Below are 25798 nucleotides of genomic sequence, written 5' to 3'. Positions count from 1 at the left end.
TTAATAAGCAGTTATTCCAATATATCCTGCTTGTTGTTTTTCAATCACTTCTACAATTCCTGCTTGAGTATATGAAATTCCATCAATAAAATCTTTTTCTGTCCATTTCATTGTTTCCATAGTATTTCTACAAGCTACAAATTCTACGTCATATTCCATCAAAGATTTTACTCTATTTAATGTATTTGCATCATAATCTTTTTTTAAAACTCTCAAACCTTTTCCATAAGCAACAACAACGATTTTTAAACTCTCAGCTGGATACTCTTTTAAAATATTATACATAGATCCTATAGTATGATTTACCGTTTCTAAGTCGCCAACATATAATGAATAAACAACTTTTCTTGGATTTTCAAAAGTTGGTTGAGGGTCACTGAAATTTGATTGTGCAAAACTAAATATTGACAATAATAAAACTAATAAAATTTTTTTAATCATTTTTATCCTTTATTTTTGCTTCCATATCTTTTGATACGAAACCATTTTTTATTATCTTACAATAAAGTCCCCTATGCGCTTTTAATAATTGTGGCAAATTTTTATCAAAAACACTTAAATGATTACAAACGGTACAAATTTGTGTAATTTCTATTATAGCTTCACCAATTATCAAACGTGTTCCCACTTCTAAATCATGTGGGTCAAAATTCAATAAAATATTTTCACCTAAACTTCCAAACTCTAAATTTATACCTTCTTCAAGTGCAATTTCATAAGATTTTAATCCAACTATCATAACTGTTTGATCAAGCTTCTTTCCAGCAAATTTATCATTTTCTATTCCAAAATCTTTTATAAGATTTAACTCTTTTACTTTTGGTCTTGGTAATCCACTTGACTCTTTTGTTGCACTAAAAGTTGCTAGTACTTTTCCTAACTCTTTCATCTTATTTTATATTCTCTTTTAAAATTTCTAAAAAATCATTTTTTACCCAAGCCCCAGGATATTGTTTTTCAAAAATTCCTTCTTTTGAAAGAACAAAAAAACTAGGAGTTATTTTTTTATACTCTTTTTGTAAACCAAAAGGTAAAGATGATTCATCCATATCATTTTTTACAAAAATATAGTTTTTATCTATCTCTTTTTTTATTTCATTTAAACTCAAAACATCTCTATCCATTCTTTTACAAAAAAAACAAGATTTTGATGTAGCGTAAACCATTATTTTTTTATTCTCTTTTTTTGCTTTTTCTAAAATATTTTTTTCATCAATAGTTGAAGCAAATTTTTTTACTTCTGTATCTTTTACATTATCATTATATTTCATAAAATAAATTGTTAAATTTTTATAATCTTCCTCTGATAATTGACCTTTCATACTTTGTTTAGTTTCATAAAAAGATAAAATATGATCATCACAAATAGAATTAAATCTATCAGGATTTTCTAAATATGATTTTAAATAACTCTCAATTTCTAACTCTTGCATTTCAACATCAGTTGAATCTCCTATTTTTTTAGGACTTTCCATGATTGCATATGCTATCATATTTACTGTTGGCGCTTTTAGATTTAATAATTTATTATTTTTTTCAAAAAAGTTCTCTTTTAAAGTATTTAAAGAGATAAAATCTTTATGGCAGGTTGCACATTTATTTTTAAAAATGCTTTCACCTTCTTTAAAATCAGCAAATAAACTTATCACTAAAAAAAATGTATAAAATAAAATTTTTATCAAAATAAAATCCTTTTCAACTTAAGAAATATTTCAATGAAATATCTATTAAATTGAAAAAAGTATAAAGAGTATCTTTATACTTTTTCTTTGGAAATTAGATAATTCCAGGATTACCTTTAACTCCAATAATATCAGGCGTATCAACTTTGATATTACTAATATGTTTTACATTTTTTAAGTAAGTTTCAACTGTTTCCCAAACAGGTTCACCCTCACTTTGAGCTCCAACAGTTGACCAACCAGCAACTTTATATGCTTTTGAAGCATCAAGTTTTTCACCAGTTTTTGTAAGAACAATGTCAGAAATTCTTTCACCCATTTTTGCTTTTGGATTTATTTTATAAGAAATTCCACCAGTTCTTACCATATCTCCACCTTGTTGATAGAATGGATCTTCATTAAATAAGTTATCAGCAACATCTTCTAAAATAGCTTTAATATCTGTTCCTTTTATATCTCTTGCATAAGTTTCTGGATATGTCATAGCTGTTTGTGTCATTAAATCATCAAATGTGATTGCTTGACCTGGCATAACTGAAGTTCCCCATCTAAATCCAGGTGATAATGAAATTTGTGCTTCTTTTACTTCTAAAAGTGCATCACAAATAATTTGATCCCAAGAACCATTGAAGTTCCCTCTTCTAAACAAAGTTTGCTCAGTTGTTGCTATTTCTCTTGTAAGTTCTTTTAAGTATGGAAGTCTTACATCTTCGATGTATTTTTTCATATCTTTATCTTCAGTTATTAAATCAGAGAAGATTGGTAATAAAGTAAATTTAAAATCTTTAATTTTTCCATTTTGAATATCTAAATCTAAAACATTTAAGAATTTACCATTTGATCCTGCATTACAAACATAAGTTGTACCAGTTGCATTTTTAACAGGAACTGCTTCTGGAACACCATCATGAGTATGTCCACCCATAATAAAATCTATTCCACTTACAACTTCTGCCATTTTTTTATCAGTATCAAATCCGTTGTGAGATAATACGATAATTGCATCAGGTTTTTCTTCTTCTTTGATTTTGTTTACAATTTCTTGCATATTGTCATCTTTAATACCAAAAGTCCAATCAGGAATAAATCTTTGTGGATTTGCAATTGTTGTATATGGGAAAGCTTGACCAATAATAGCAACTCTTGCTTTTCCTAATTGTTTGATTGTATAAGGTTTAAATGCTAACCCACTATCTTCATCATAAGCTTCAACACCATTCATTAAAGAATCTTCTTTAACAAAAATATTTTGAGCTAAAAACTCTGCATTTAGTGCTTTTACATTTTCTAAAACTTCTTCAGCTTTATATGTAAATTCCCAGTGTCCAACAGCAACATCAACACCAAGTAAATTCATAGCACCAACCATGTCTTTCCCTCTTGTCCAAAGTGCAGTTGCTGTTCCTTGCCAAGTATCTCCACCATCTAATAAAAGAGTTTTTTCTTTACCAAAACTATCTCTTAAAAAATCTACAACTGTTTTAATTTGAGAAAAACCACCTGTTCTTCCCATAACTTTTGCGTGTTCTTCAAAATTTACACATGAGTATGCATACTCTAATCTTTTATTACCTTTTATTCCATAATAATCAAGTAATTTTTCACCAACAATATGAGGTGGTTTTCCAAAATTACTAAAGAAACCTAAATTAACACTTGGTTCTCTAAAATATACTGGAAGTAATTGTGCATGAGAATCTGTCATATGTAATAATCTTGCATTACCAAACGGTTTTAATTTATAATAATCTTCTAACTTTTTTGTTGTCTCTACCATTCTTGTATGTGAATTTGCAAATACAGGAGCAGCACCAAGTACAGCCATCATATAAACAAATTCTCTTCTACTTAATTTACTCATTTTGTTACCTTATTTATAATTAATATACATAAATATGAACTCGAAAAAAGCTCAAATTTATATAGAAATATCTATTTATTGTAAATCTACTCATTTTTCAGAAATAAAAAAAGCCAAGAGTTAAATCTTGACTTTTTTAAAACAAATATTAATCTTAATATTAATATTTATATTCGTCACTTGGACTAGCCAATTTCCAAGTTGTTTTTGCTTCTTCTTCTTGTGTTAATGCACTAATTGCAAAAGAACAAGCTCTCCAAGCAGCAAACTCAATTGGAGCTTCACTTGTTTTTTTACCTTTTGCATCAACAATATCGATAGTTTTTGCTCCACTTTTTAAAGCACTATTTACAGCATCAATATATTGACTAGCTTTCATTCCAAGTCTCATAAATTCAACTTTGTGTTTTACAGCTATTTCATTGTATTTTGCAGCTGTTTCTATAACTTTTTCTATACCATTAGCTTGAACATTACACTCTTTTTTAACATCTAATTTAGATATTTCAGAAGCTGATGCGTTTACTAATCCAGAAGTTAATAATGCTGTAACTGTTGCGAATTTTAAAATTGTTTTTTTCATAATATTCACCTTTATTATTTTCTTATATCTGGACCATCAATTGCCATACCATTTGACATATATGCCATAAAGTAAATTAGTTGTTTCATTTGTGTACTTTCATCTTTTGGTGGAACTTGTCCTTGATCTACAACACAACCTGACAATCTTCTTTCTAGTGTACCTAAATCTCCCCATTTCAATCTATGTACTGGGAATTGAGTTATTTGTCCTGTTAATGTAGAAAGTTTTTCATTTCTAACTCTTAATCCTGAACCTTGTACGTGACAAGTTGCACAAGACATTTTTAAATAACCTCTTTGAGAATAATAAAATTCTTTTCCTGCTTCATATGCTTTTTTAGCTGCTTCATTTTGAATTTTTATATCAAATTTTTTACCAGCTTCTGTAGTTGCATTTACTAAATAAGCTTGAATATTTGCCATATCACCTTTTTGCGTATTAAACTCTTTTTCTCCATTATCTCTTAAGCAATCATTAACCGCAGATGTTAAAGAAACAACATCTTTTTTCTTTTCATCATAATATGGATATAAGTTTGCAATTGCAGGATCTGGGAAACAAGTTGCAAATGAATTACCGTTTGCAAATTTTTTGTTATATAACTCTTCTCCAGCATCAATAGCATCTTCATAAGGTGGCATTTCTTTGATTGCTTCATATTGTGATTTAGCATCTTTTGAAAATGCATAAGTTCCAATATTAAAATCATTATGTTTTAGATTTTTAGCATAATCATTTTTTAATTCTTCATCTGTTGAATATGGAAAGAATCTATTTTTGTCTTTTTCTGGATCAGCAAATTTAGTCTCAAAATATTTAATTAACGCAATTCTATCTTTTTCAGCCCCAGCATTAAAATCAGCAGCATTTAAAGAATATGCTGCTAATGCTAAAAGAGCTGTTGACTTAGCAATTTTTGATAACATGGTATCTCTCCTTTTTGATTAATTACTAAGAAAGTAATTATTTAATTTTCTCACTACTTACGTCTGTGTTACCTTTTAAATCTTTCCATGTTAACTCAACTACATCACCTGCATTTGCACCTGTAAATGAGAATTTTAAATAAGGATCTTTTGATAAGAATTGAGAAGTTGATGCTTCATATACAACTTTATCTCCAACTTTTGCAACTACATAAGTAATAAAGTTTGCTTCTTTTTTTGCTCTTTCAGCTTCTTGATAACTTAACATTGGATGACTTGCTAATGCTTTTACTTCAATAACACCATTTTTTAATTTTGCTTTAATTTTTGTAGTACCTGCCATTTTAATTTCCTTTTCTTTTTTATTTTTTACTTAATTAAATTATTCAATAGATTTTAGTTGAACTAAATCAACCACCACATCCACCAATTGTAACTTTTACTAATTTAGAAACTGAATGTAATTTTCCTTCTGCTTCTGCAATAACTGTAACTGTTCCTGTTTTTGCCATTTTAATTCTGATTGCATAATCAGCAACACTAAATTCATTTAAACTAAATACTGCAACAGCACTTTCAGGATTTGCATCTTGGAATACAGCAATTTTAGTAGCTTTTAAATCTGTTGAGAAAGAAACAGGTATAACTGCTCCATTTTCTGCAATATCAGGTGCACTTAAATTAACTCCACCTTCAACAGTTGCAGTTGTACCGAAAATTTCTTTTACTGCTTCATCAACTTTTGTTGCTGTCCAAGCTTTTGGTTTTGTTTCTCTAAAATCAACTGCACTTAACTTACCAGGAATTGCTGCGATTGCAATAGCTCCTAATCCTAATCCTAAAAAATTTCTTCTATTAATCATCTTTTTTCTTCCTTTTTATTAATTTATTGTTTTTAAATAAGCAACTACTGCTTTAATTTCTTCATCACTTAGCCAACCATTTTTACCAAATGCAGGCATTGCAGAAATTGGATTTGAAACATATGGATCAAAAATTTTATCATATAATGCTTCTTCTGGCCATGCAGATAGATACTGTAAAACAGGTCCCATACTTCCTGGTCCATCAACAGTTTTTCCATTTATAGCATGACAAGCTAGACAATTTCCTTGAGTATTAGTCATAAAGATTTTTTCACCTTTTTTAACTAATTCAGAATCAGATGCAAAACTACTTACTGCAACAACTCCACTTATAGCTGCTGCTGTTAATAAACTCTTGATTACATTCATAGCATTCTCCTTTGTTATTTACTAGAATTAATCATATAATCGATTACTTCTTTAATTTTTTCATCACTAAGGTCCGTTCCACCTTTAGGAGGCATAGCATTTATACCATTTATTGCATTATGATATACTTTATCAATTCCTTTTTCAGTAACCTTAGCCCAAGCATTTTTATCTCCAACTACAGGTGCTCCAATTGCAGCATTTCCATGACAAGCAGAACAACTAGCTTCATACTCGGCTTGTCCAGGTTGTACTGAACTATCTTCAACTTTTGGTAAACTTCTTTCAACAGACATTGGTTGATTTGCATTTGCTGTTAAATCAAAATTTATTTTCATTAAAAGATTATTTGTATCTTCTTTTATACAATCTTTCATACATCTTGTACCTGTTCCATAAATTTTTGGATCAGACAATAATGCTGTCATATTTTTTACACCATCTCTTGGATCTTTTGTATCAACTTCAGGATAGAAACCATCATGATTTGGCATAACAACTTTCATTAATTTTTCTTTGTCTAATACATATTCATCTTCAAGTTCTTCACCATCAATAGTAATATTATTTACAGATAATAAATATGCTGTAATTGCATAAGTTTCACTATTTGTTAAAGTTTTTGGATGAGGGAAAGGCATAGAATCTTGAACATACCAATATAATGTTGTTGCATAAGGCCAATATGAACCAATTGTTCTAACTGGTGTATCAGGATTTGGATGTTCATCTGCTGGATTTAATCTTTGAATTTTTAAAGATTCTTTTGAACCTCCAGCTAAAGTAGGATAACCTTTACCACCTGAACCAAAATCACCATGACACATAGCACATTGAGCATCATAAAGTTCATTTCCAAGTTCTACAGAACCTTCAGCTTTTTTAGGTTTTCCATCATCACCAAGAACAACTTCACCCTCTTTCATATCATATTCAGGTAAACCAGTCCCGTCAGGTCTTACGTCAACATTCCAAACTCTAATCTCTTTTTCAGTAGCAACTCTTCCAATATTTGAATCTTTAACTTTTTGTGTATTCACATAATATGAAGAATATTTTCCATCTTTTAATGGATATTTTACTGCCCCATCAACAGATGATTCTTTTGTTGCTGCAAATGCTGAAGTTGCTAATAAAGTTGATAAACTAACACTAAGAAGAGTAGTTTTAAGCTTTTTTGTGTTTTCTAATTTGAACATTATTACACTCTCCTTTTTCAGTAATTTCCCAAGTAACAATAGCATTTCTGTGATATACAGATTCTACACCAACAGCAGAAGTTTCTTGGTCGATTGTAGGTTGAATATTTCCAAAATCATCATAAGATCTACTTGCTAATAATAAAGGTTTTCCATCCCATCTAAATACGTAACTAAATCTTGTCCAAGATTTTGGTAATACTAAACCTTTAAGTTTAGCTTCAACCCAATTATCTCCACCATCAAAAGAGATATCAACACCTTTGATTGTTCCATGACCAGACCAAGCTAGACCTTCAATCTCTACTAACTCACCTTTTTTCAAGTTTGTCCATGGTTTCTCAGGACATGGGCTAGTAATTACTGAATTAACTTCATTTACCCAAAAATATCTGATAGCTTTTCCAGATTTTTGAAGCATTGTATATTTAGAAGTCTCTTCTTTTGAATGCCAAGGTTTATCACTAAATTCTAATCTTCTTAACCATTTAGTATTTAAGTTACCTTCCCATCCTGGAACAATTAATCTTACAGGATAACCTTGTTCAGGTCTTAGTGCTTCACCATTTTGAGCCCAAACAACCATTACATCATCAAGTGCTTTTTCAACAGGAATTGTTCTTGGATTTGAAGCATTATCACTTCCTTCAGCTAACATCCAAACAGCATCTTTTTCTAAACCTAAGTCATCTAAAATAGTTTTTAACATAACTCCAGTCCATTGAGCTGCACTCATAAGACCTTTCATAAATTGTAAACTGTTAAATTGAGGTCCTCTCCATTCTGGACTTCCATTTGCAGGACATTCTATAAAATAAATTCTTGTTTCACTTGGATATTTTTTTAAATCATCTAAAGTTAAAACTATCTCTTTTTTAACTTTTCCATGAATCATTAATCTCCACTCATTTGGATCAACATGAGCTGTTCCTCCATGATCTCTTGTAAAAAATAGACCATTTGGTGTAATAATTCCTTCTGATTCATGAATTGGACACATAGATACAGAAGCATAAGCATCTCCTGATGAGAATAAATCATGAGTTCTTCTAATATTATTGTGTTCATAAGGTGATGGGATACCATATAAATTTTTATCTACTGGATCTCCTAATTTTTGCCCCCAAGGTGCATCATTTATTATTGCAGGGTCATCTGCTCTTGCAGACAATGGCGATAAAACTGATGCAGCACTTAAGGCTCCAGCAGAATAAATAGCAGTTTTTCTAAAAAAATCTCTTCTACTTGTAACTTCAGTAGTAATAGAATTTTCTTTTATTTCTAAAACTTCGCTTTTTTTCAACTTAACCTCCTATAAAATTTGACATTATTATAAATATTCTTTATCGAGCCAATTATAGGTTTTAAAAGTTAAAATAAAACTTAAAGTATTAATTTATCTTATATAATAATTTAAAAAAATATATCTTTGTAGCATTTAAATAGCACGAATAATTGGGGGTTATAGAAGATATTTGTTTTAGTTATAATACAAACAAATAGTGAATAAGTATTCATATTTATTTGTAATATTACTTAATTATTTTAAGTATTTTGATTAAATAATTTATATAATTTTCTAATGAAAATCATTAAAAAAAGTCCATCTATCATACTTGCAATTATGAAAGAAAAATACTCAGATTGAGTTATTAATCCATAGTTAAATGAAAGCATTGCAATTGCAACCATAAAAGTTAAAGGCATAGAATCACTTAGAGCAAAAAGTGTAGTTTGTTTAAACTTTAGATACTTAAAAAAAGACAAATATGAACTAATAAGTCTTATCATAATAATTGCACACATAATAAAAATTGCATGTTTTAGAATATCAAAAGTTATCATATCAAGCTTTACTGTTGAACCAGTATAAATAAAGAAAATGGGAACGAAAAAACCAAAACCAAAAGATTCAATTTTTTCAAGAAGTTCATGTTTTTGATTAAAAAACATTTTAAAGAATAGACCTGCTGTAAAAGCTCCTAATACAACATCAATTTTTAATACAAGCATAATTGCAACTAAAATTAATAAACTTGAAATTGAAAAACGAATGTCTTGATTATATCTATCATGTTGTGAATCAGGAATTAAAAAATTTTTTAATTCAGGAAACCACCAAAACAAAATATATGAAATTCTTAGCCCTAAAATACTAACTACAATTACACTAAATATTGTCAATAGAGAAAGAAAAAATTGAATATTAAAACCATACTCAATCCAACCACTAAATAAAGTAAGTGCTAAAATACTTATAACTTCACCAACGACACCTATTGATAAAGCAAGATTTAGCCAAGGTTCATTTTTTCCATACTCTTTTATAAGCATCATAATCATACCTAAAGAGAAAATTGGTAAAGCAACAAAATAAGTAACACCTAAGTTAAAAATCCAACAAACAAGACCTGAAATTGTATATAAAAATATAAAGTATAAAATAACATTTATAGCAAGAGTTGCTTTTATGATTTTTACAAGTTTTAGATTTATTTCAAGACCTGCTAAAAACATCAGATAAACAAAGCCAAATTTTGCAACAAGTTTTAATGTTTCATCATCATATAATAAGCCTAAATATCCTGCAAATAGACCTAAAAATATCTCAACTACAACTACTGGTGTTCTAGTTAATTTAGAGACTCCGGGAGAAATCATAATTATAGTACATACAGTTATGATTAAAAAAAATTTTTCCATTTTATTTCCAATGTAAATCTAATAAAACGGAGTATTTTATAACATTACTCTTGAATTTGAGATTCTTCGTCGTCTTTTATTTGCATACCTGCTTCTTTTAGAAATGGACTAGCTACAAATGTAAGTTTTTTCATCTTGTCATATTTTGCGTATGAAAGATATAAGATATCTTTTGCCCTTGTAACTGCAACGTAAAAAAGACGTCTTTCTTCTTCAATACTTCCACCTTTACTCATAAGTTTTCGATTTGGAAATCTTCCATCCATTAAATCAATAACGTAAACTTCTTTAAACTCTAAACCTTTACTTGCATGAATTGAAAGTAGATTTACTCCATCACCTTCACTCATCTCACTTCCACCTAAAATCATAGAGTTTATAAATTTTGAAAGGTCGTTAAAATTTCTTGATAAATTTTTTAAAAGCATACCTTTTCTATTTATTTTTGCTAAAGATTTTGTTTTTTGCATTGGATTTATTGTTCCATCTTTTTGTGTTGCTCTTTTTGTAGATAAAAAATCTTTTAACTTAGAATATGCCATAGAAGATATGATATTTCCAACTAATGTCTCTGGATTTTTTGTTCTTCTTAAATGTTTCATCAATAAATAAATATCATAAAGATATTTTCCACCATCAACATTTAATTTTGGATGTTTTAGTATTGGATTTCCTAAAAATGCCTCTTCAAAATTACAATCTTTAAATTTTGAAACTGAACCTAACTCTATAAAATCATCAAAAAGACCTAATTGCTGATTTTTGATTTTTCCTGTTTCATAAGGATTGTTTATGTCACTTCTTGGTTGAAATAATCCTCTTAAAATATCTCCATCACCAAGCCTAATTAAAGCATCAAATACATCTTTTGCTATAGCTTTTCCAATACCTTTTCCGTGCTCAACAACATGAATAAAAGCCATCATATCATTGTGAGAAAGTTGCATAACTAATACATCAAGTATAAATTTAACTTCAACAGAGTCAAAAAAACTCATTCCACCTTTTCGTTTAGCAGGGATGGAAAACTCTCTTAAATTTGCTTCAATACCATCTGCACTTGAATTATTTCTATATATTATTGCAATTTCATTATGTGGAGTTTCACTTTTTGAAATCAATTGTGAGATATATTCATATTGAGAGAAAAGCTCATTAAAAGCTAATAGTTTTGGTTTATGTTCATCTTGAGTTCTTACAACTTCAAGTTTTTTTTCATAAACTCTTTCATTAAATTCAATAACTTTTGTTGCTAAATCTAAGATTGGTTTTGTTGAACGATAATTTTTTCTAAGAGTAAATACTTTTGCATTTTCATATCTTTTTGCAAAAGTTGAAATAATTCCAATATCAGAACCATTAAAAGCATAAATACTTTGGTCATAATCACCTACACAAAATAGTGATTTTGGTCTAAATCCATCAAGTAATCTTCCTTGAAGTGGATTTGTATCTTGATACTCATCTACTAAAATCTCTTTAAAATCAAACTCTTTTTCTTTTAAAGTTTCAAGCATAAGTGTTAGTAAATCATCAAAATTTGCATAACCATATTTTGTTTTCAATTCATGAAATTCAGCAACTACATCTTCATAAATCAAAGTATAAATTTCATGACTAGCATTTTTTGATTTTATCCATGAAGCAAAATCTTCACCATCATTTGAATTTAGATATAAAGAGTACATATCATACAAATATCCACCATCATATGGATTTGCTTCATCATCTCTTTCCATAAAAACTCTTTTTTCATAAATAGATTTAAATAAAGTTTTTAATTCATTTGGCTGTTTTAAAGTAATATTTACATTTAATTCTTTTAAAAGTTTATAAGAAACAGAGTGAAAAGTTCCTGCCATTATTTGTTTTGCGATATCTTTTCCAAAAAATTTAGCAACCCTTGCTACCATTTCAGCAGCTGCTTTATTTGTAAAAGTTAAAAGTAATATTTGATTTGGTTTAACACCATTGTTTATTAAATTTGCAATTCTTCCAACTATAGTAGAAGTTTTTCCTGTCCCAGCACTTGCAATAATTAGATTAAAACCATAAGGACAAGTTGCCGCTTCTAGTTGTTCTTGATTTAGATTTGATAAAGGCATTGGATTTAGTTATTTGTATTTTGTAAAAGTGTAATCATTTCGAAATAGTATCATAAAAGATTTAAGAAAGATTGAAATAAAAAAAGGATGCCCAGGGGAGACATCCTTCTTTACACAAGGAAACATAAAAAATTATCTATTTAAGAAATCTTATCTTAAAAAATACTCATATAAATAAGTCGCTGCGTCAACTTATCTATAGAGAAATTATAATAGTTCATAATTAACTAAAATCTAATCGAAAATTAACGAAGAGTTAACTTCCCTATTTTAGATTCTTAATTAACTGCTGAAACAATTTACTAAAACCTATCAAAAGAATAATTACTATATACACATATTGAGAAATATTTATTGATTTTTGAGCCATAATCCAATGAATTGTTATTAAAATCAAAGCTAAATATATAAATTTATGATATTTGTTATATTTTCTAAAAAGTTGTTTTGTTGAAGTAATTGCCATAAATAAAACTATAAAAAAAGCAATCATTCCTAAATAAATAAATGGTTTTTCTAAAGTCTCTTTAAAAATAAAATCTAAATCAAAAGAAGCATCTAAAACTACAAAGTTCAGAAGATGTAATAAAGCATAAAAAAATCCTAAAAGTCCTACTTCTTTTCTATATTTTATTAAATTTATTTTCTCTTTTATTAGTGAAATAGATATTGTAAAAAATAGTATTACAGTTGCTGTTCCACCAGTTATTGTATAGATATATTTTATAGGGTCATTTACATTATCAAATATAAATAACCTAATATTTAAGTAAACAAGAGGAGCTAAACTTAATAAATATATAAAAAATCGTACCATTAGAAATACTTTGTTAAATCCATATTTTTATACAAACTTGCAACTTCATTTTCATAACCATTAAACATTAAAGTGTTTTGTTTTAAAAAACTTCCTAAAACTCTCTCTTTTTTTTGAGACCATCTTGGATGGTCAACATTTGGATTTACATTTGCATAAAAACCATACTCTTTTGGATTTTCTTTTTGCCAAGTGTTAAGTGGTTCTTTTTCTACAAAAGAGATTTTAACTATTGATTTTATTGATTTAAAACCATATTTCCAAGGAACTACAAGTCTCATTGGAGCGCCATTTTGTTTTGGCATAACATCTCCATATAAACCAATAGCTAAAAAAGATAAATCATTCATAGCTTCATCTATTCGTAAACCTTCAACATATGGATAATCCAAAGTTGCAAATACACCTCTACTTTGGTCTGGAAAACTGTCTTTATCAACTAAAGTCTCAAATCTTAAATATTTTGCAGTTGAAAGTGGTTTTACTTTTTTTATTAAACTAGAAAGTGTAAATCCATTCCAAGGAACAACCATAGACCAACCTTCAACACATCTAAATCTATAAATTCTCTCTTCAATATCAAACATTTTTACTAAATCATCTAAATCAACTTCCATAGGATTTTCAACTAAACCATCAATAGACACTTTCCAATTTTCAGTTTTCAAAGTATGTGCCATGTCTTTAACATCTCTTTGATTTGTAGTAAATTCATAAAAATTATTGTGAGAAGTTATTTGCTCGTATGTATTTAATTTTAGATTATTTATATTTTTATCTTTTATATAATTTAGAGTTTGTGTAGGTAATTTTTCATTTGCTAAAAGTTCCATAATTGCTCCACTTGATACAAGTGTTGCAGCTCCTAGTTTTATAAAACTTCTTCTTTTTTCAAAAAACTCTTTTGGAGTTACTAAGTTTTCAGTTATCTGCCAAGATTTTTTTCTAATAAGTTTCATAACATATCCTTTGTATTTCTAATCAAATTATAGAAATTTTCTGTAAAGGATATGTTTAGAATAAATTCTTTATTTGCCTTTTAATAAAATAGTTATATATTTACTCGACCAAACAAGTAAAACTAAAACTAACAAAATAGCTGTTAAATTTAGGAAAAAGATATAATCCAAACCAAAATTTGAACAAATTGAAGAAAAAAGTCTTAATAACACAATAAATTGTAAAGCTATAAAAATTATAACTGTAAATTTATTCGCAACTATTTGATTTCCTGAATGTCCTAAAATTACCCTAGTTCCAAAACCTATAAGTAAAGTCAAAAAATATCCCAAAGCAAAACTATGAATTACAATCTTTTCAAAATAGATACTTGAGTTATAAATAGCAAAAATACTCTCGATAATTGATATGAAAAATCCTAGAACTATCCAATAAAGTCCTAAATATAATATCCAAATTATTGCTTCTACTTTAAATATTGGAAGTTTCCATTTTATCAACTCTTTTGTAATAATAAAAAATAAAGGTATATCACTGATAAGATTGAATCTAACATCATCAAAAGATAAAATTACAATCTTTAAAATAAGTAATATAAAAACTATTTTTAAAAATTTTAAACTTTTATAAGCTACATGATTTGGCACTTTAGCTCTTGTAAAAAAAGGTATCATTCTTTGGGAAATAGTTAAAAATATCATAAATAAAAATAGATAAAATCCAATATTAATAGCTATTTTTGAAATAAAAAAAGAGTATTTAAAATCTAAATTTGAAATTATAAATAAAAAATGTGAAATAAGTCCTGCAAAAAGTGCTATTAAAACCCATTTGGTATCATTTTTAATTTGAACTAAACTTTTTTTATGAATATCTAACAGTAGTTTAAAACTAAATATTTGTGTAATCAAAAGAAAAATTTGAAAAACAAAAGTAATTTTTGAATAAAAAATTAAACTTAAAAATATGCATAATGAATTAAAAAAATATGCAAAAAAATGTCTTTTATATATTTTTTCTGAAATTTCAGCTTGCATAAGAAATTTAGGAAAAACAACAAATAAAAAACCTAGAAAGAACTGTAAAAAAACTACAAAAACCATACTATAAGCATGATAAGTCAAAATTGATGTATCTAAAACTAAAATATTTGAATAAACCAAAATAAAAAGTATCATAAATAGAGTAAAAAACAGTATCCCACTTGTAAAGAATGGTTGATGTGGTTGAGAAAAAAATCTTTTATACCATGAAAACAACATAAAATCTCCTATAAATTTTAGAAGATTTTAGCTGTTAAGAAAAATTAAAACATTGATTTAAAACAAGTATTTTATTTATTCAAATTTTTATATGCTTCACAACCACTATCAAGTTTCATATCACAAGCTTTTTTAAATAGTTGAGAAGCTAATTCATCATTTTTTGTAAAAAATTCACCTTCAAAATACATAACTCCAAGATTATAACAAGCATTAGCATAACCTAAATCACAAGATTTTTGATATAAGTTTGCAGCTTTTAAAGGATTTTTTTCAACACCATCTTCATTTGTAAATCTTACTGCAAGATTATAGCAAGCTTTAGAATGATTCATATTACAAGCACGTGTTAGATAATCTACTGTTTTAAAAACATCTTTATCTACACCATCTCCAACAGAATACATATTTGCAATATTGTAACAACCTGCACTAATTCCAGCTTGACAAGTTTTTTCATATAACTCAATAGCTTTCAAAGAGTCAAGAAGCGTTCCTTGAGCATTTTGATACATATATGCAAGATTATAACAAGCTGTAGTGTGTCCATCATTACAAGCTTTTGTAAAATACTCTATTGCTTTAGGATAATTTTGCTCTATTTTATCTCCCTTGTAATATAAAAGTCCAAGATTATAACATCCTGATGTTGCACCTTCATCACAAGCTTTCAAAAAAAGATTTGCTGCTTCTAAAACATTTCCTTTTTTTAATTCTGTAAATCCATCATTTACAACAGAAGCACTCAAAGTTTGCAAACTTAAAATTGAAAATAACAAAATTTTGATTAATATTTTAAGCATAATTTCTCCTTATTATAAAATTATTTCAATTGCTATTATACTATTGTTTTAAGATTTTAAAATTAAGAGAGAAGAAAAAAGAGAGAATAGAATAAAAAATCCACTATAAAAGTGGATTTTTCTTAAAAATTAGTGACAACCACATCCTGTTCCACAAGAACCACCAGTTACACCTTTAGCTGCTGCTAATGCTGCTTCATAGTTTGGCTCTTCTGTAATTTCAGGACAAATTTCTTTGTAAGTCACTTTTCCAGAAGCATTAATAACAAATACAGCTCTACAAGCAACACCTGCTAATGGTCCAGAAGAGATTAATACACCATAAGATTTTGCGAAAGCTTTAGCTCTAAAATCTGAACCAACTTTTAAATTTTCAATTCCTTCAGTTGTACAGAATCTTCCCATTGCAAATGGTAAATCCATAGAAACTACGATTACTTCTGCATTTTCTATTTTCGCTGCTTCAACATTAAATTTTCTTGTTTCTGCTGCACAAACAGCTGTATCTAAAGATGGAACTACTACTATAATTTGAGCTTTTTCTTTTTCTCCACCAATTTGAATATCTGATAAATCTCTTGCTACAACTGTAACAACAGGTGCAATATCTCCTACATTAATTTCTGTACCACTTAAAGTTACTTCATTTCCTTTTAATTTTGTTGTTGCCATTATTATTTTCCTTTAATTTTTTTAAAATATATACGAAATTATAATCAAATAGGATAAATTTACTCTTAATTATTTGCAATCAAGATGTAATTATTTTATCTGTTACTATTTAACTCTAATAGCATCTATTTCAAGAACAATTTTATCCTCTGATAATAGTTTTGTCAATGAAGCTTTAAAAGCTTTTTTACTAAGACCAAATACTTCATTTATGTCAGAAGCCTCACTCTTATAAGTAAAATTTAATTTTCCACCATTTTCAACTAAAATATCAAAAACTTTATCACCTGATATTTTTTCACCAATTTTTTGCAAAGACAAATCAATTTTATTATCAGCTCTAATGTTTTTTATATAAGCTCTTTTTTTATCACCAATTTTTAAATTTTCAAAAATTTCTGTGTGATAAATCATTCCTTCATATCTATTATTAACTATTACTTTATATCCTAATGGAGTTTTAGAATAAAGTATTATTTCAACCTCATCATTTTTTTCTAAATCTCTTATTTCTTTTAATAACTCATATTTTTCAGAGGCTATTAACCTATTTGTTCTCTCGTCTAATTGAAGTTGTAAAACTTTTCTTTTTCCAACGTCATAAGTTCCTTTTTGCTTATTTTTTGGAACTAAAATATCTTTTGGTAATCCAATATCTACAAATGCTCCAAACTTTGCACTATCAACTATTTCTAAAGATGCAAATTCATATAAATAAACATAAGGTTTTAATGTTGTTGATACAAGTCTATCTTCACTGTCTGTATAAATAAATACTTCAAGTAAACTATCAATTTCCATAGACTTTGTAACATAGGCATTTGGCAGTAGTACTTCTGTTTCGTCAGCACTAATTAAATAAATTCCAGGTTCACTAACCCTATTTACTCTTAAAGTATTTAATCTTCCTACTTCTATTTTTTCATTCATTTTGGTTTTTCCGTTTCTTTTTTTGTTTAATTGTCGATTATAGCTAAATAATTCTTTTTAGTGAAATCTTACAAATATTATTTAAATAATAAATTTATTCTTCTATTAAAATAGAATCATCTATTTTTATTATTCCTGTCTTAATAACATCTGCATAAATTCCAACTTTTCCATCATTACTTTTTTTAATGGTTTTTAATATATTTATATCTTTTGGTAAATTTTCTTGTTCTAATGTAGTCATTACACATCTACTTGTTGATTGTTTTATTTTTAAAATAACTTCTTCTCCAATATATATTTTTTTACCTACCCAGTTATTTTCAACAAAATCTTTTTCTTTGGAATCTAATTGAATAATAATATTTGGTCTAAATCTATTAATATTAAAATCTCCTTCTTTATATAATTCTTTTAGTTTAGATATAGTTGAAGTTGTTAATAAATGTATTATTCCAATATCAAAAAATGTACCTTTAGGCATAATAACATCAAGTATAGAATCATCAAATAAACCTTCAAGTTTTGCATCATTTGGAACATTTGAGGATAGTCTAATATCTGAATTGAAGTTTTTAGATAATATTTCATTAATATCATTTTGGGAACTTGATAATACTGATTTATCAGGTAATTTAATCTCTATATTTGGAATTTTATTAAGTGTTGGTTCTTCTAAAAAACTTGAACTGTATTTAAAAATATTTGGCCATTTTCTAGGGTTTTTAGCACTTATTATTTTTTTACTTTTTATATCAATTAATGCATAAGAACGATCACCTAATAAACCTTTTTCAGTGATTATAGTTTGTTTTAAATTTTCTCCTTGCATAGATTTAACTGGATATCTTAATAAAGAAGAAACTTTACCTATTTTTTTCATATAAATAACTCCTAAAATGAAATTTTGGTAATTATATGTTTTATGCTAAGTCAATTCAAGATAAAAAAAATACAATTTATTGTAAATTTTGTACATCTAAGATTTTGTTTTTAAAGCTTTAAATTCTGATGGTGTATAGTTTGAGTATTTTTTGAAAAATTTTGAGAAATGTGAAGTGCTATTAAAACCCATTTTTTCAGATATCTCTTTTATAGATGAATTTGAATATGATAATTGTCTTTTAATCTCAATAATATTTCTATCAATAATCAAAGATAAAAGAGTTTTATTTAAGTATTGTTTTGTTAATTCATTTAATCTTTTAGTTGTTATTCCAAAATAATTTGCATAAAAATGTGTATTTTTTTCAATTTTATAGTTATCATCAATTAATCTTATTAAAGTATAAATTCGTTCATTTTTATAATACAAGTTTGCATCTGGTTCTTTAAATTTTAAAATATATTCTAAAATCGAACAAAAAAGATGCGAAGAAATTCTATTATGTATATCTTCTTCTTTTTCAATCATTAAAATTAAATTACTTATATTTTTTGAAATAGCATTGGAAATTTTAATAATAGGTAATGTATTTTCTTCAAATAATTCATTTATAATACTATTTGGAGGTAAAAATTCTTTCGAAAAATGGAAAATATATCCTTCACAATTTTCAAAAAAATTATCTTTTAATAACTGATGTATTTGCCAAGGTTTTACTAAAGATAGAGTATTTTTTTTTAAAATAAATTCTTGAAAATCAATTTTATATTTTAGTTGACTTTTGGTTATATATACGATTTCATACAATTCGTGCTGTTGAGGACTAAAAGTAAAAAAATCTTTTTTACTTTCTATATCTATTTTTATAAAACTAAAAGATTTATTTTTATTTAAAATATTTTTTTTATTCATTCAATTTTTTATAAATATACTATCTTTTTAATCCAATTAGTTTCACTACTGTTAAAATAATAACTGATACCATAATAATACTAGCTCCTGAGCTAATATCATATACATAAGAAACAATTAACCCAATGATTGTAAATATTGTGGCTAAAATTGAACTAATCATCATCATCGAGGAAAGTTTATTTGCAAATGTTTCAGCTAAATATGTAGGAATTGTTAAAAGTGCAATAACTAAAATCAATCCAACTGCCTTAATTGCTGCAACGACACAAAGTGCTGCAAGAATCAAAATTAACGTATAAAAGAACTTTACATTTATACCTCTTAAACTTGCAAATTCACTATCATAAGAAACTGCTAATATCTGTTTATAAAAAAATAAAATAATGAAAATAATGAAAAAATCTAACAAAGACATAAATATTAAGTCTTCATTAGAAACAGCAATAATTGAACCAAATAAATATGACATCAAATCTACATTATATCCAGGAGTTAAATCAACAAATATAATTCCTATTGCCATACCACTTGCCCACATTATGCCGATAATTGCATCTATTCTTGTTCTATTTTTTAATGTTATTATCGCAATTATTATTGCTGTTAATACAGCAAAAATTGTTGCACCAAATAAAACAGGTATTCCCAAATAAATAGCAAGTCCAATTCCACCATAAGAACTATGAGCTATTCCACCAGTTAAAAAAGTAATTTTATTTACAACTACTAAAGAACCTATAATTCCAGCAGCAATTGAAATCAAAATTCCTGCAATTAAGGCATTTTGAATAAAACTATATTGTAAAACTTCTAACATTTCTTACCTTTAATGGTTGTGATTACAACAAATTTGAGTTTTTCCTAATGCTGATAGAAGTTCAACTTCGCATAAATGCTCATTTTGTGTATTTATATTTTTTTGTACATTTTCTAAAGAGTGATAAACTATATTTTTATTGATATGTGCTACATTTTTTGCATAATTTAATAAAACAGAGATATCATGACTAACAACAACTATACAAATAGATTTATTTAACTCTTTTAATAATTCATAAATTTCTCTTTGACCTTTTACATCAATACTTGCTGTTGGTTCATCTAAAAGCATAATTTTCGGGTTTGAACAAAGAGCACGTGCTATAAAAACTCTTTGTCTTTGTCCTCCACTTAAATCACCAATTTTGCTATTTGCAAATTTTTCCATACCTACTTGTTCCAATGATTTCATCGCACAAGAAATATCATCTTTTGAATAACCAAATATTTTCTTTTTAGAGCTAATATGTCCCATCAGAACTATTTCTAAAGCAGTAATTGGAAAATCAATATTTAAATTTGTATTTTGAGGAACATATCCTATTAAACTATTTGGTATTTTTTTATTAATTGTTCCAGATTGGGGAGTTAACAATCCTAAAATCAATTTTAATAAAGTTGATTTTCCACCACCATTTGGTCCAATTATTGCTAAAAAATCATTTTCATTTATTGATAAATTTATATTTTCTAATACATCTGTTTTATGGTATCTATAAGATAAATTACTTATATTTATTAATTCCACTAAAAAACCTTTATTTGCAACTTTGTTGCAATATTATCAAAGATTAGATAAATCTAATCTCAAATCTCATTTCTAATCCAAGAATAAACTAATCCTAAATATTCATGAATTGCAATTTCAACTTTTCGCAAATTCTTTGCACTAAAATATGCACTATAAGAATCATCCAAATAAGCCAAATTATTTGTAGGGCTTGCAATGATATTTAATCCTTCTTTTTTAAATAAAAGTATTGAACGTTTCATATGAGATGCTGAAGTCACTAAAATAAAAGGTTCTGTTCCAACTATTTTTTTTGTTTCAATAACTTCTTCTTTTGTATCTTTTGGAGTATCAAGTCTTATAATATCTTCTTTCTTAACTCCTAATGAAATTGCTAATTTTTCTTGCATTAAAGCATGAGAATCTCCACCACTAATACTATAACCTGAAACTATAAGTTTTGCATTTTCTAGATTTTTATAATGTCTTATTCCCTCAACTAATCTATTTATTGCTGTCATTTTAACCTGAGAAGTAATACTTAAACTATCATCATTTTTATGTCCACTTCCTAAAACTAAAATATAATTTACTTTTGGTGTTTGAAGTAAAGCTGGATATGAGTTTTCAAGTGGATATAAAATTGCATTTGAAATAGTTTGATTTGATAAAAGAGCAAACCATAAAAAAGCTAGAAATAAAAAAAATTTAGCTTTTTTGTATGAATTAAACATCAAATAAATAAAAGATAAAAAAAGTAAAAAAAGACAAATAGGAATTGGCAACAAAAAAGCTGAAACGATTTTTTTAAATATAAACATCTAAACTCCAATTAAAGCTGAAGTATATCCAACAACCCTACTTTTATCTTTTGTTACATCGGCACTTGTGCAATGATTTAATATTTTAGTTTCATAATTATTTTTTATTGCCCAATTAATTATTGCTTTAACTCCTATTTTTCCGCAAGCTTCACAATAATCAAAAAGTTTTAAATCTTTTTTATTTATTGCTTCTAAGCAGATATTATCAAGTTTTTGAGCTTCTTCAAGAGTATAAAAATGACTTAAATCTGTGCTTATTACTACAAAATTAGACTTATCTTTTAAAACCTCATCAATAACTTTTGATAAATCTTTATAATCAATTTGCCCATAAACTATCTCAACTAATTGAACATTTTCAAAATAGTGTTTTATAAATGGCGCTTGCGTTTCAGTTGAGTGTTCAAATTCACACTCAATATTAAAATCTAAAAAATCATATTTATCTATAAGTTTTTGAGAAAACTCTTTATCAACTTTTAGATTTCCAAGTGGCGTTTCATATTCATCATAAAGTGCAACACTAGCACCTTTTAGATAAACTCTATGAGATGGACCAAGAACAACTACTCTTTTTATATCTTTTTTTGAAAATGAAACTAACTTGTAAGCTAAATTTGCAGTAAATCCACTATAAATATATCCAGCGTGGGGAACAATAATAGCTTTTATATCTTCAAAACTTTCAACATTTGTTTTAACACTATTAAAATGATTTATATATTTTAAAATCTCTTCTTTTTTTTGTGGATAAAAACTTCCACTTACAACTGCTTTTCTTATACTCATTTGAAAACTCCATCAAGTTTTGTTTTACATTTAGGACAACATCCGTCAACAAGTCTGTTTTCTAAAACATTAAAATATTCTCTTATTATTAAAACTTCTTTACAATTTTTGCAAACTGTATCATTTTCGAAAGTACTATTTCCTTTATAAACATAGTTTAACCCATGACTTTTTGCAATATCATAAGCCATTTGTAGAGTTTCATCTTTTGTTCGTTCTAAATTTTGTTCTTTATAATCTGGATGAAAAGCGCTAATATGCCAAGGAACATTAACACCAAGATTTTCTTTTATAAATTTAACAATATTTTCTAACTCTTGTTTTGAGTCATTAATTGTTGGAACTATTAAAGTTGTAATTTCTAAATGAATATCATTTTTCTTGATATTTATCAAATTATCACAAACAACTTTTAAATCACCACCTAATGATTTTTTATAATAGTTTTTATCAAAAGATTTCAAATCAATATTCATAGCATCAATAACATCTTTCATATCAGCTATTACTTCACTACTTTCAAAACCATTTGAAACAAAAACAGATTTTAGTCCAAACTCTTTTGCCTTTAAAGCTATATCTTTTGCAAATGGATAAAAAATTGTTGGTTCATTATAAGTATATGAAATTGACTCACATTTTTTTTCTATTGCAATATTTACTATTTCATCTACACTAAAATAGTTGTTTTTGTTTATATTCGAAGTTTGCGAGATTTGCCAGTTTTGACAAAATGAACATCTAAAATTACAACCAACAGTTCCCAAACTAAGAGATTTTGATGAAGGTAAAAAATGATAAAGAGGTTTTTTTTCTATTGGGTCAATATTTAAAGCACTCAAATATCCATAAACTAAACACTCTATTTTTTCACCAATATTTTTATTTACTCCACAAACTCCTGTTTGCCCTACTTTTAATTTACAATAATAAGAGCATAAAAGGCAAACTAATCGCTCTTTTTCTTGTTTATAAAATTTCATTTTATCTTCTTAACTTCATAAGTAAAGATTTGAGGATGAAACTCCAAACAATTTATTTCAAAACTTCCTTTATAACAAAGATGTGAGAAAAACTCTTCAAAAGTTGGGAGTTGTTCCCAAACTTGAGGTAAAAATGTACTTTTTCTTCCATCTTTTTGTAAAATCACACCATGAATATTTGGTTTGATTTTTGATTTTAAATCTTTTATATCTGTATAAATCACTTCAACAGGTGTTGATAATATAGAGATTTCAATTTTTACTTTTTTAAACTCTAAGGGCGTTAATTCATAAAATCTTGGGTCTTCAAAAGCAGCTGCAAAGGCATTTGAAATCAAATCATCTAAAAGTGGTCTATATGCTTGAAGTGAACCAATACAACCTCTAAGTTGCCCATCCAAAGTCAATGTTACAAAAGTTGCACCATTTTCTTTCAGTTCTGGAAAATCAGTTAAAAGTTTTGTTTTATCAATCTTTATATTTGAATCAAACTTCTTTTCAATAGATTTTTTTGTTATATCCAATAAAACCTGATTTTCCATATTAACTCCTTAGTTTTTAATAATATCCTTTATTGCTTCAATAAATTCATCACTATCATTTACACAACGGCATACTTTATATTCACTAATTCCTAATTTATGAGCAATTTCTCTATATTCAATATCAAGTTCAAAATCTGTTTCAGAATTATCAACAATAAATGAAATTGGATAAATAATTACATTTTCATCTTTAAAATTTTTTAACATATCTTCAAGTGATGGTTCAAGCCATTTTAAAGGTCCAACTTTTGATTGATATGCTAAATTAATTGATTTAAATTTTATTCCCTTTTCATCTAATTTTTTTGATAAAATTTCCACATGTTCATTCATCTGTTCTTCATATGGATCACCTTTTTTAACAATTTTTTGTGGTAATCCATGTGCAGAAAATATCAAATTATACTCTTTTTTGTCATCAATATTTCTAATTACTTCATTTACAATACAATCATTAAATTTATCATTTTTATAAAATTCTTCTATATATTTTACAGTAAATCCCTCATATGGGATATTTCCTATAAAATCTTGAACTGACGATTTTGTTGTAGTAGTTGAAAATTGTGCATATAAAGGAAATAATAAAATTTCATTTATTCCATCTTTTTTTATTTGCTCTAGAACATCATTTGCAAATGGAGGAGTATAACGCATAGCTTGATATGTTTTAAACTCTTCTATTTTTTCATTACATTTATCTACTAATTTTTCAGTTAATGGATTAATTGGTGAAGCATTACCAATTTTTTCATAATTTTCCCAAGCACTATCAAGTCTTTTTTTTACTATAAAATTTGCAATAATACTTCTTATAAAATCTATATTTATAGTTAATATATTTTCATCATTAAACATATTTGTTAAAAACATTTTTAATTCATCTTTATTTCTAGCTCCACCCATATTTAATAGAACTAAAGCCTTTTTATTTTTTTGCATTTTCTTCTAACCTTATAATTTTATCACTACACCATTTTGCCATATCTAAATCATGAGTTATTAACAAAATAGCACATTTATCTAATAATGTAATCAATAATTTCATCACATCGTAAGCTATTATATTATCAAGTGCAGATGTTGGTTCATCAACTAAAAGTAAATCTGGTTTCATCAAAAGTGCTCTTAAAATTGAACATCTTTGAAGTTGACCTCCACTTAATTGATAAGTTTTTTTATCTAACAACTCTTTTTGTAGACTTAACTTTGGTAAAAGTTCATCTAATTCTTTATAAAAATCTCTTTTTACTACATCTTTTATCTGCTCTAAAATTGAGTAAGTTGGATGAAAAGAGTTAAAAGGATCTTGAAAAATCATTGCAATATTTGATTTTTCAATAGTTCCACTTATTGGTTTTAAATTTCCGTAAATTAATTCAAAAAGAGTAGTTTTTCCTGTTCCACTTTTTCCAAAAATTGTAACTAATTCACCTTTTTTTAATTTCAATGAAAAATCTTTGTAAATTGGGTTTTCTTTTTTATAATAAAATATTAAATTATTTATATTTAAAACTAAATCTTTATTCAACTTTTTACCTTTTAATTTAATTTATTACTATATTA

General features: G+C 26.6%; 29 protein-coding genes. All 29 read right to left on the bottom strand.

The genetic code is table 11. The features are described from left to right. A complete protein-coding gene (locus ABLL_RS03560; protein WP_014473410.1) occupies positions 1-441 on the bottom strand; it encodes a DsrE family protein in 441 nt (146 codons plus the stop codon). Continuing rightward, a complete protein-coding gene (locus tag ABLL_RS03555) occupies positions 434-889 on the bottom strand; it encodes an MOSC domain-containing protein (RefSeq protein ID WP_014473409.1) in 456 nt (151 codons plus the stop codon). Before ABLL_RS03555 ends, ABLL_RS03560 begins: the two co-directional genes overlap by 8 nt. A gap of 1 nt (position 890) precedes the next feature. Beyond that, entirely contained in the window at positions 891-1682 is a 792-nt protein-coding gene (locus tag ABLL_RS03550) for a thioredoxin family protein (RefSeq protein ID WP_014473408.1), read from the bottom strand. Between the two features lie 94 nt (positions 1683-1776). After that, positions 1777-3543 carry a thiosulfohydrolase SoxB gene (gene soxB, locus ABLL_RS03545; RefSeq protein WP_014473407.1) on the bottom strand — a complete coding sequence of 589 codons (1767 nt, stop codon included), beginning with the start codon at positions 3541-3543 and terminating at the stop codon, positions 1777-1779. A gap of 160 nt (positions 3544-3703) precedes the next feature. After that, positions 3704-4126 (bottom strand): hypothetical protein, encoded by a 423-nt coding sequence (locus tag ABLL_RS03540; protein ID WP_014473406.1) that lies wholly within the window; start codon positions 4124-4126, stop codon positions 3704-3706. Between the two features lie 14 nt (positions 4127-4140). Beyond that, positions 4141-5055: a sulfur oxidation c-type cytochrome SoxA gene (gene soxA, locus ABLL_RS03535; RefSeq protein ID WP_014473405.1), complete on the bottom strand. Its 915-nt coding sequence runs from the start codon at positions 5053-5055 to the stop codon at positions 4141-4143. 37 nt (positions 5056-5092) lie between these two features. Next, positions 5093-5398, bottom strand: a complete 306-nt coding sequence (gene soxZ / locus ABLL_RS03530; protein ID WP_014473404.1) for a thiosulfate oxidation carrier complex protein SoxZ — start codon at positions 5396-5398, stop codon at positions 5093-5095. A gap of 67 nt (positions 5399-5465) precedes the next feature. After that, positions 5466-5918, bottom strand: coding sequence for a thiosulfate oxidation carrier protein SoxY (gene soxY / locus ABLL_RS03525; protein WP_014473403.1), 453 nt, complete (start codon positions 5916-5918; stop codon positions 5466-5468). An 18-nt stretch (positions 5919-5936) separates the two neighbouring features. Continuing rightward, a complete protein-coding gene (soxX, locus tag ABLL_RS03520; RefSeq protein WP_014473402.1) occupies positions 5937-6290 on the bottom strand; it encodes a sulfur oxidation c-type cytochrome SoxX in 354 nt (117 codons plus the stop codon). 14 nt (positions 6291-6304) lie between these two features. Beyond that, entirely contained in the window at positions 6305-7489 is a 1185-nt protein-coding gene (locus tag ABLL_RS03515; protein WP_014473401.1) for a c-type cytochrome, read from the bottom strand. Further along, positions 7458-8792 (bottom strand): sulfite dehydrogenase, encoded by a 1335-nt coding sequence (gene soxC / locus ABLL_RS03510; protein ID WP_014473400.1) that lies wholly within the window; start codon positions 8790-8792, stop codon positions 7458-7460. The genes ABLL_RS03515 and soxC overlap by 32 nt, the downstream gene beginning before the upstream one ends. Before the next feature lie 242 nt (positions 8793-9034). Then, positions 9035-10192 (bottom strand): cation:proton antiporter, encoded by a 1158-nt coding sequence (locus ABLL_RS03505; protein ID WP_014473399.1) that lies wholly within the window; start codon positions 10190-10192, stop codon positions 9035-9037. Positions 10193-10236: 44 nt separating this feature from the next. Next, positions 10237-12297, bottom strand: coding sequence for an ATP-dependent helicase (locus ABLL_RS03500; RefSeq protein ID WP_014473398.1), 2061 nt, complete (start codon positions 12295-12297; stop codon positions 10237-10239). Between the two features lie 265 nt (positions 12298-12562). Next, positions 12563-13114 carry a sulfite oxidase heme-binding subunit YedZ gene (locus tag ABLL_RS03495; RefSeq protein ID WP_014473397.1) on the bottom strand — a complete coding sequence of 184 codons (552 nt, stop codon included), beginning with the start codon at positions 13112-13114 and terminating at the stop codon, positions 12563-12565. Then, on the bottom strand, positions 13114-14073 hold the full coding sequence (gene msrP, locus ABLL_RS03490) for a protein-methionine-sulfoxide reductase catalytic subunit MsrP (RefSeq protein ID WP_014473396.1): 960 nt from the start codon (positions 14071-14073) through the stop codon (positions 13114-13116). The genes ABLL_RS03495 and msrP overlap by 1 nt, the downstream gene beginning before the upstream one ends. Positions 14074-14142: 69 nt before the next feature. After that, on the bottom strand, positions 14143-15336 hold the full coding sequence (locus tag ABLL_RS03485) for an NnrS family protein (protein ID WP_014473395.1): 1194 nt from the start codon (positions 15334-15336) through the stop codon (positions 14143-14145). A gap of 71 nt (positions 15337-15407) precedes the next feature. Next, positions 15408-16139: a tetratricopeptide repeat protein gene (locus ABLL_RS03480; RefSeq protein ID WP_014473394.1), complete on the bottom strand. Its 732-nt coding sequence runs from the start codon at positions 16137-16139 to the stop codon at positions 15408-15410. Between the two features lie 129 nt (positions 16140-16268). Then, positions 16269-16811, bottom strand: coding sequence for a thiol peroxidase Prx-SUH (gene prx-suh / locus ABLL_RS03475; protein WP_014473393.1), 543 nt, complete (start codon positions 16809-16811; stop codon positions 16269-16271). A 105-nt stretch (positions 16812-16916) separates the two neighbouring features. Further along, complete coding sequence (locus ABLL_RS03470) at positions 16917-17741, bottom strand: S1 RNA-binding domain-containing protein (protein WP_014473392.1); 825 nt, start codon at positions 17739-17741, stop codon at positions 16917-16919. A gap of 94 nt (positions 17742-17835) precedes the next feature. Next, positions 17836-18624, bottom strand: coding sequence for an MOSC domain-containing protein (locus ABLL_RS03465; RefSeq protein WP_014473391.1), 789 nt, complete (start codon positions 18622-18624; stop codon positions 17836-17838). A gap of 96 nt (positions 18625-18720) precedes the next feature. After that, the gene (locus ABLL_RS03460) at positions 18721-19539 is read right to left on the bottom strand and encodes a helix-turn-helix domain-containing protein (protein ID WP_014473390.1); all 819 of its coding nucleotides are present in this window, start codon (positions 19537-19539) and stop codon (positions 18721-18723) included. 19 nt (positions 19540-19558) lie between these two features. Beyond that, entirely contained in the window at positions 19559-20359 is an 801-nt protein-coding gene (locus tag ABLL_RS03455) for a metal ABC transporter permease (RefSeq protein ID WP_014473389.1), read from the bottom strand. Positions 20360-20368: 9 nt separating this feature from the next. Next, positions 20369-21109, bottom strand: coding sequence for a metal ABC transporter ATP-binding protein (locus tag ABLL_RS03450; RefSeq protein ID WP_014473388.1), 741 nt, complete (start codon positions 21107-21109; stop codon positions 20369-20371). 59 nt (positions 21110-21168) lie between these two features. Beyond that, positions 21169-21912, bottom strand: coding sequence for an ElyC/SanA/YdcF family protein (locus ABLL_RS03445; protein ID WP_014473387.1), 744 nt, complete (start codon positions 21910-21912; stop codon positions 21169-21171). Next, a complete protein-coding gene (amrB, locus tag ABLL_RS03440; RefSeq protein WP_014473386.1) occupies positions 21913-22704 on the bottom strand; it encodes an AmmeMemoRadiSam system protein B in 792 nt (263 codons plus the stop codon). Continuing rightward, the gene (amrS, locus tag ABLL_RS03435; protein WP_014473385.1) at positions 22701-23687 is read right to left on the bottom strand and encodes an AmmeMemoRadiSam system radical SAM enzyme; all 987 of its coding nucleotides are present in this window, start codon (positions 23685-23687) and stop codon (positions 22701-22703) included. The genes amrB and amrS overlap by 4 nt, the downstream gene beginning before the upstream one ends. Further along, positions 23684-24229 carry an AmmeMemoRadiSam system protein A gene (gene amrA, locus ABLL_RS03430; RefSeq protein ID WP_014473384.1) on the bottom strand — a complete coding sequence of 182 codons (546 nt, stop codon included), beginning with the start codon at positions 24227-24229 and terminating at the stop codon, positions 23684-23686. The genes amrS and amrA overlap by 4 nt, the downstream gene beginning before the upstream one ends. A 9-nt stretch (positions 24230-24238) precedes the next feature. Then, positions 24239-25174, bottom strand: a complete 936-nt coding sequence (gene hemH / locus ABLL_RS03425; protein WP_014473383.1) for a ferrochelatase — start codon at positions 25172-25174, stop codon at positions 24239-24241. Beyond that, entirely contained in the window at positions 25161-25763 is a 603-nt protein-coding gene (locus tag ABLL_RS03420; protein ID WP_014473382.1) for an ATP-binding cassette domain-containing protein, read from the bottom strand. The genes hemH and ABLL_RS03420 overlap by 14 nt, the downstream gene beginning before the upstream one ends. Between the last annotated feature and the right edge of the window lie 35 nt (positions 25764-25798).

This window comes from Arcobacter sp. L, assembly GCF_000284235.1.
Classification (GTDB): domain Bacteria; phylum Campylobacterota; class Campylobacteria; order Campylobacterales; family Arcobacteraceae; genus Aliarcobacter; species Aliarcobacter defluvii.
This window is presented reverse-complemented; position numbering and strand designations above follow the sequence as displayed.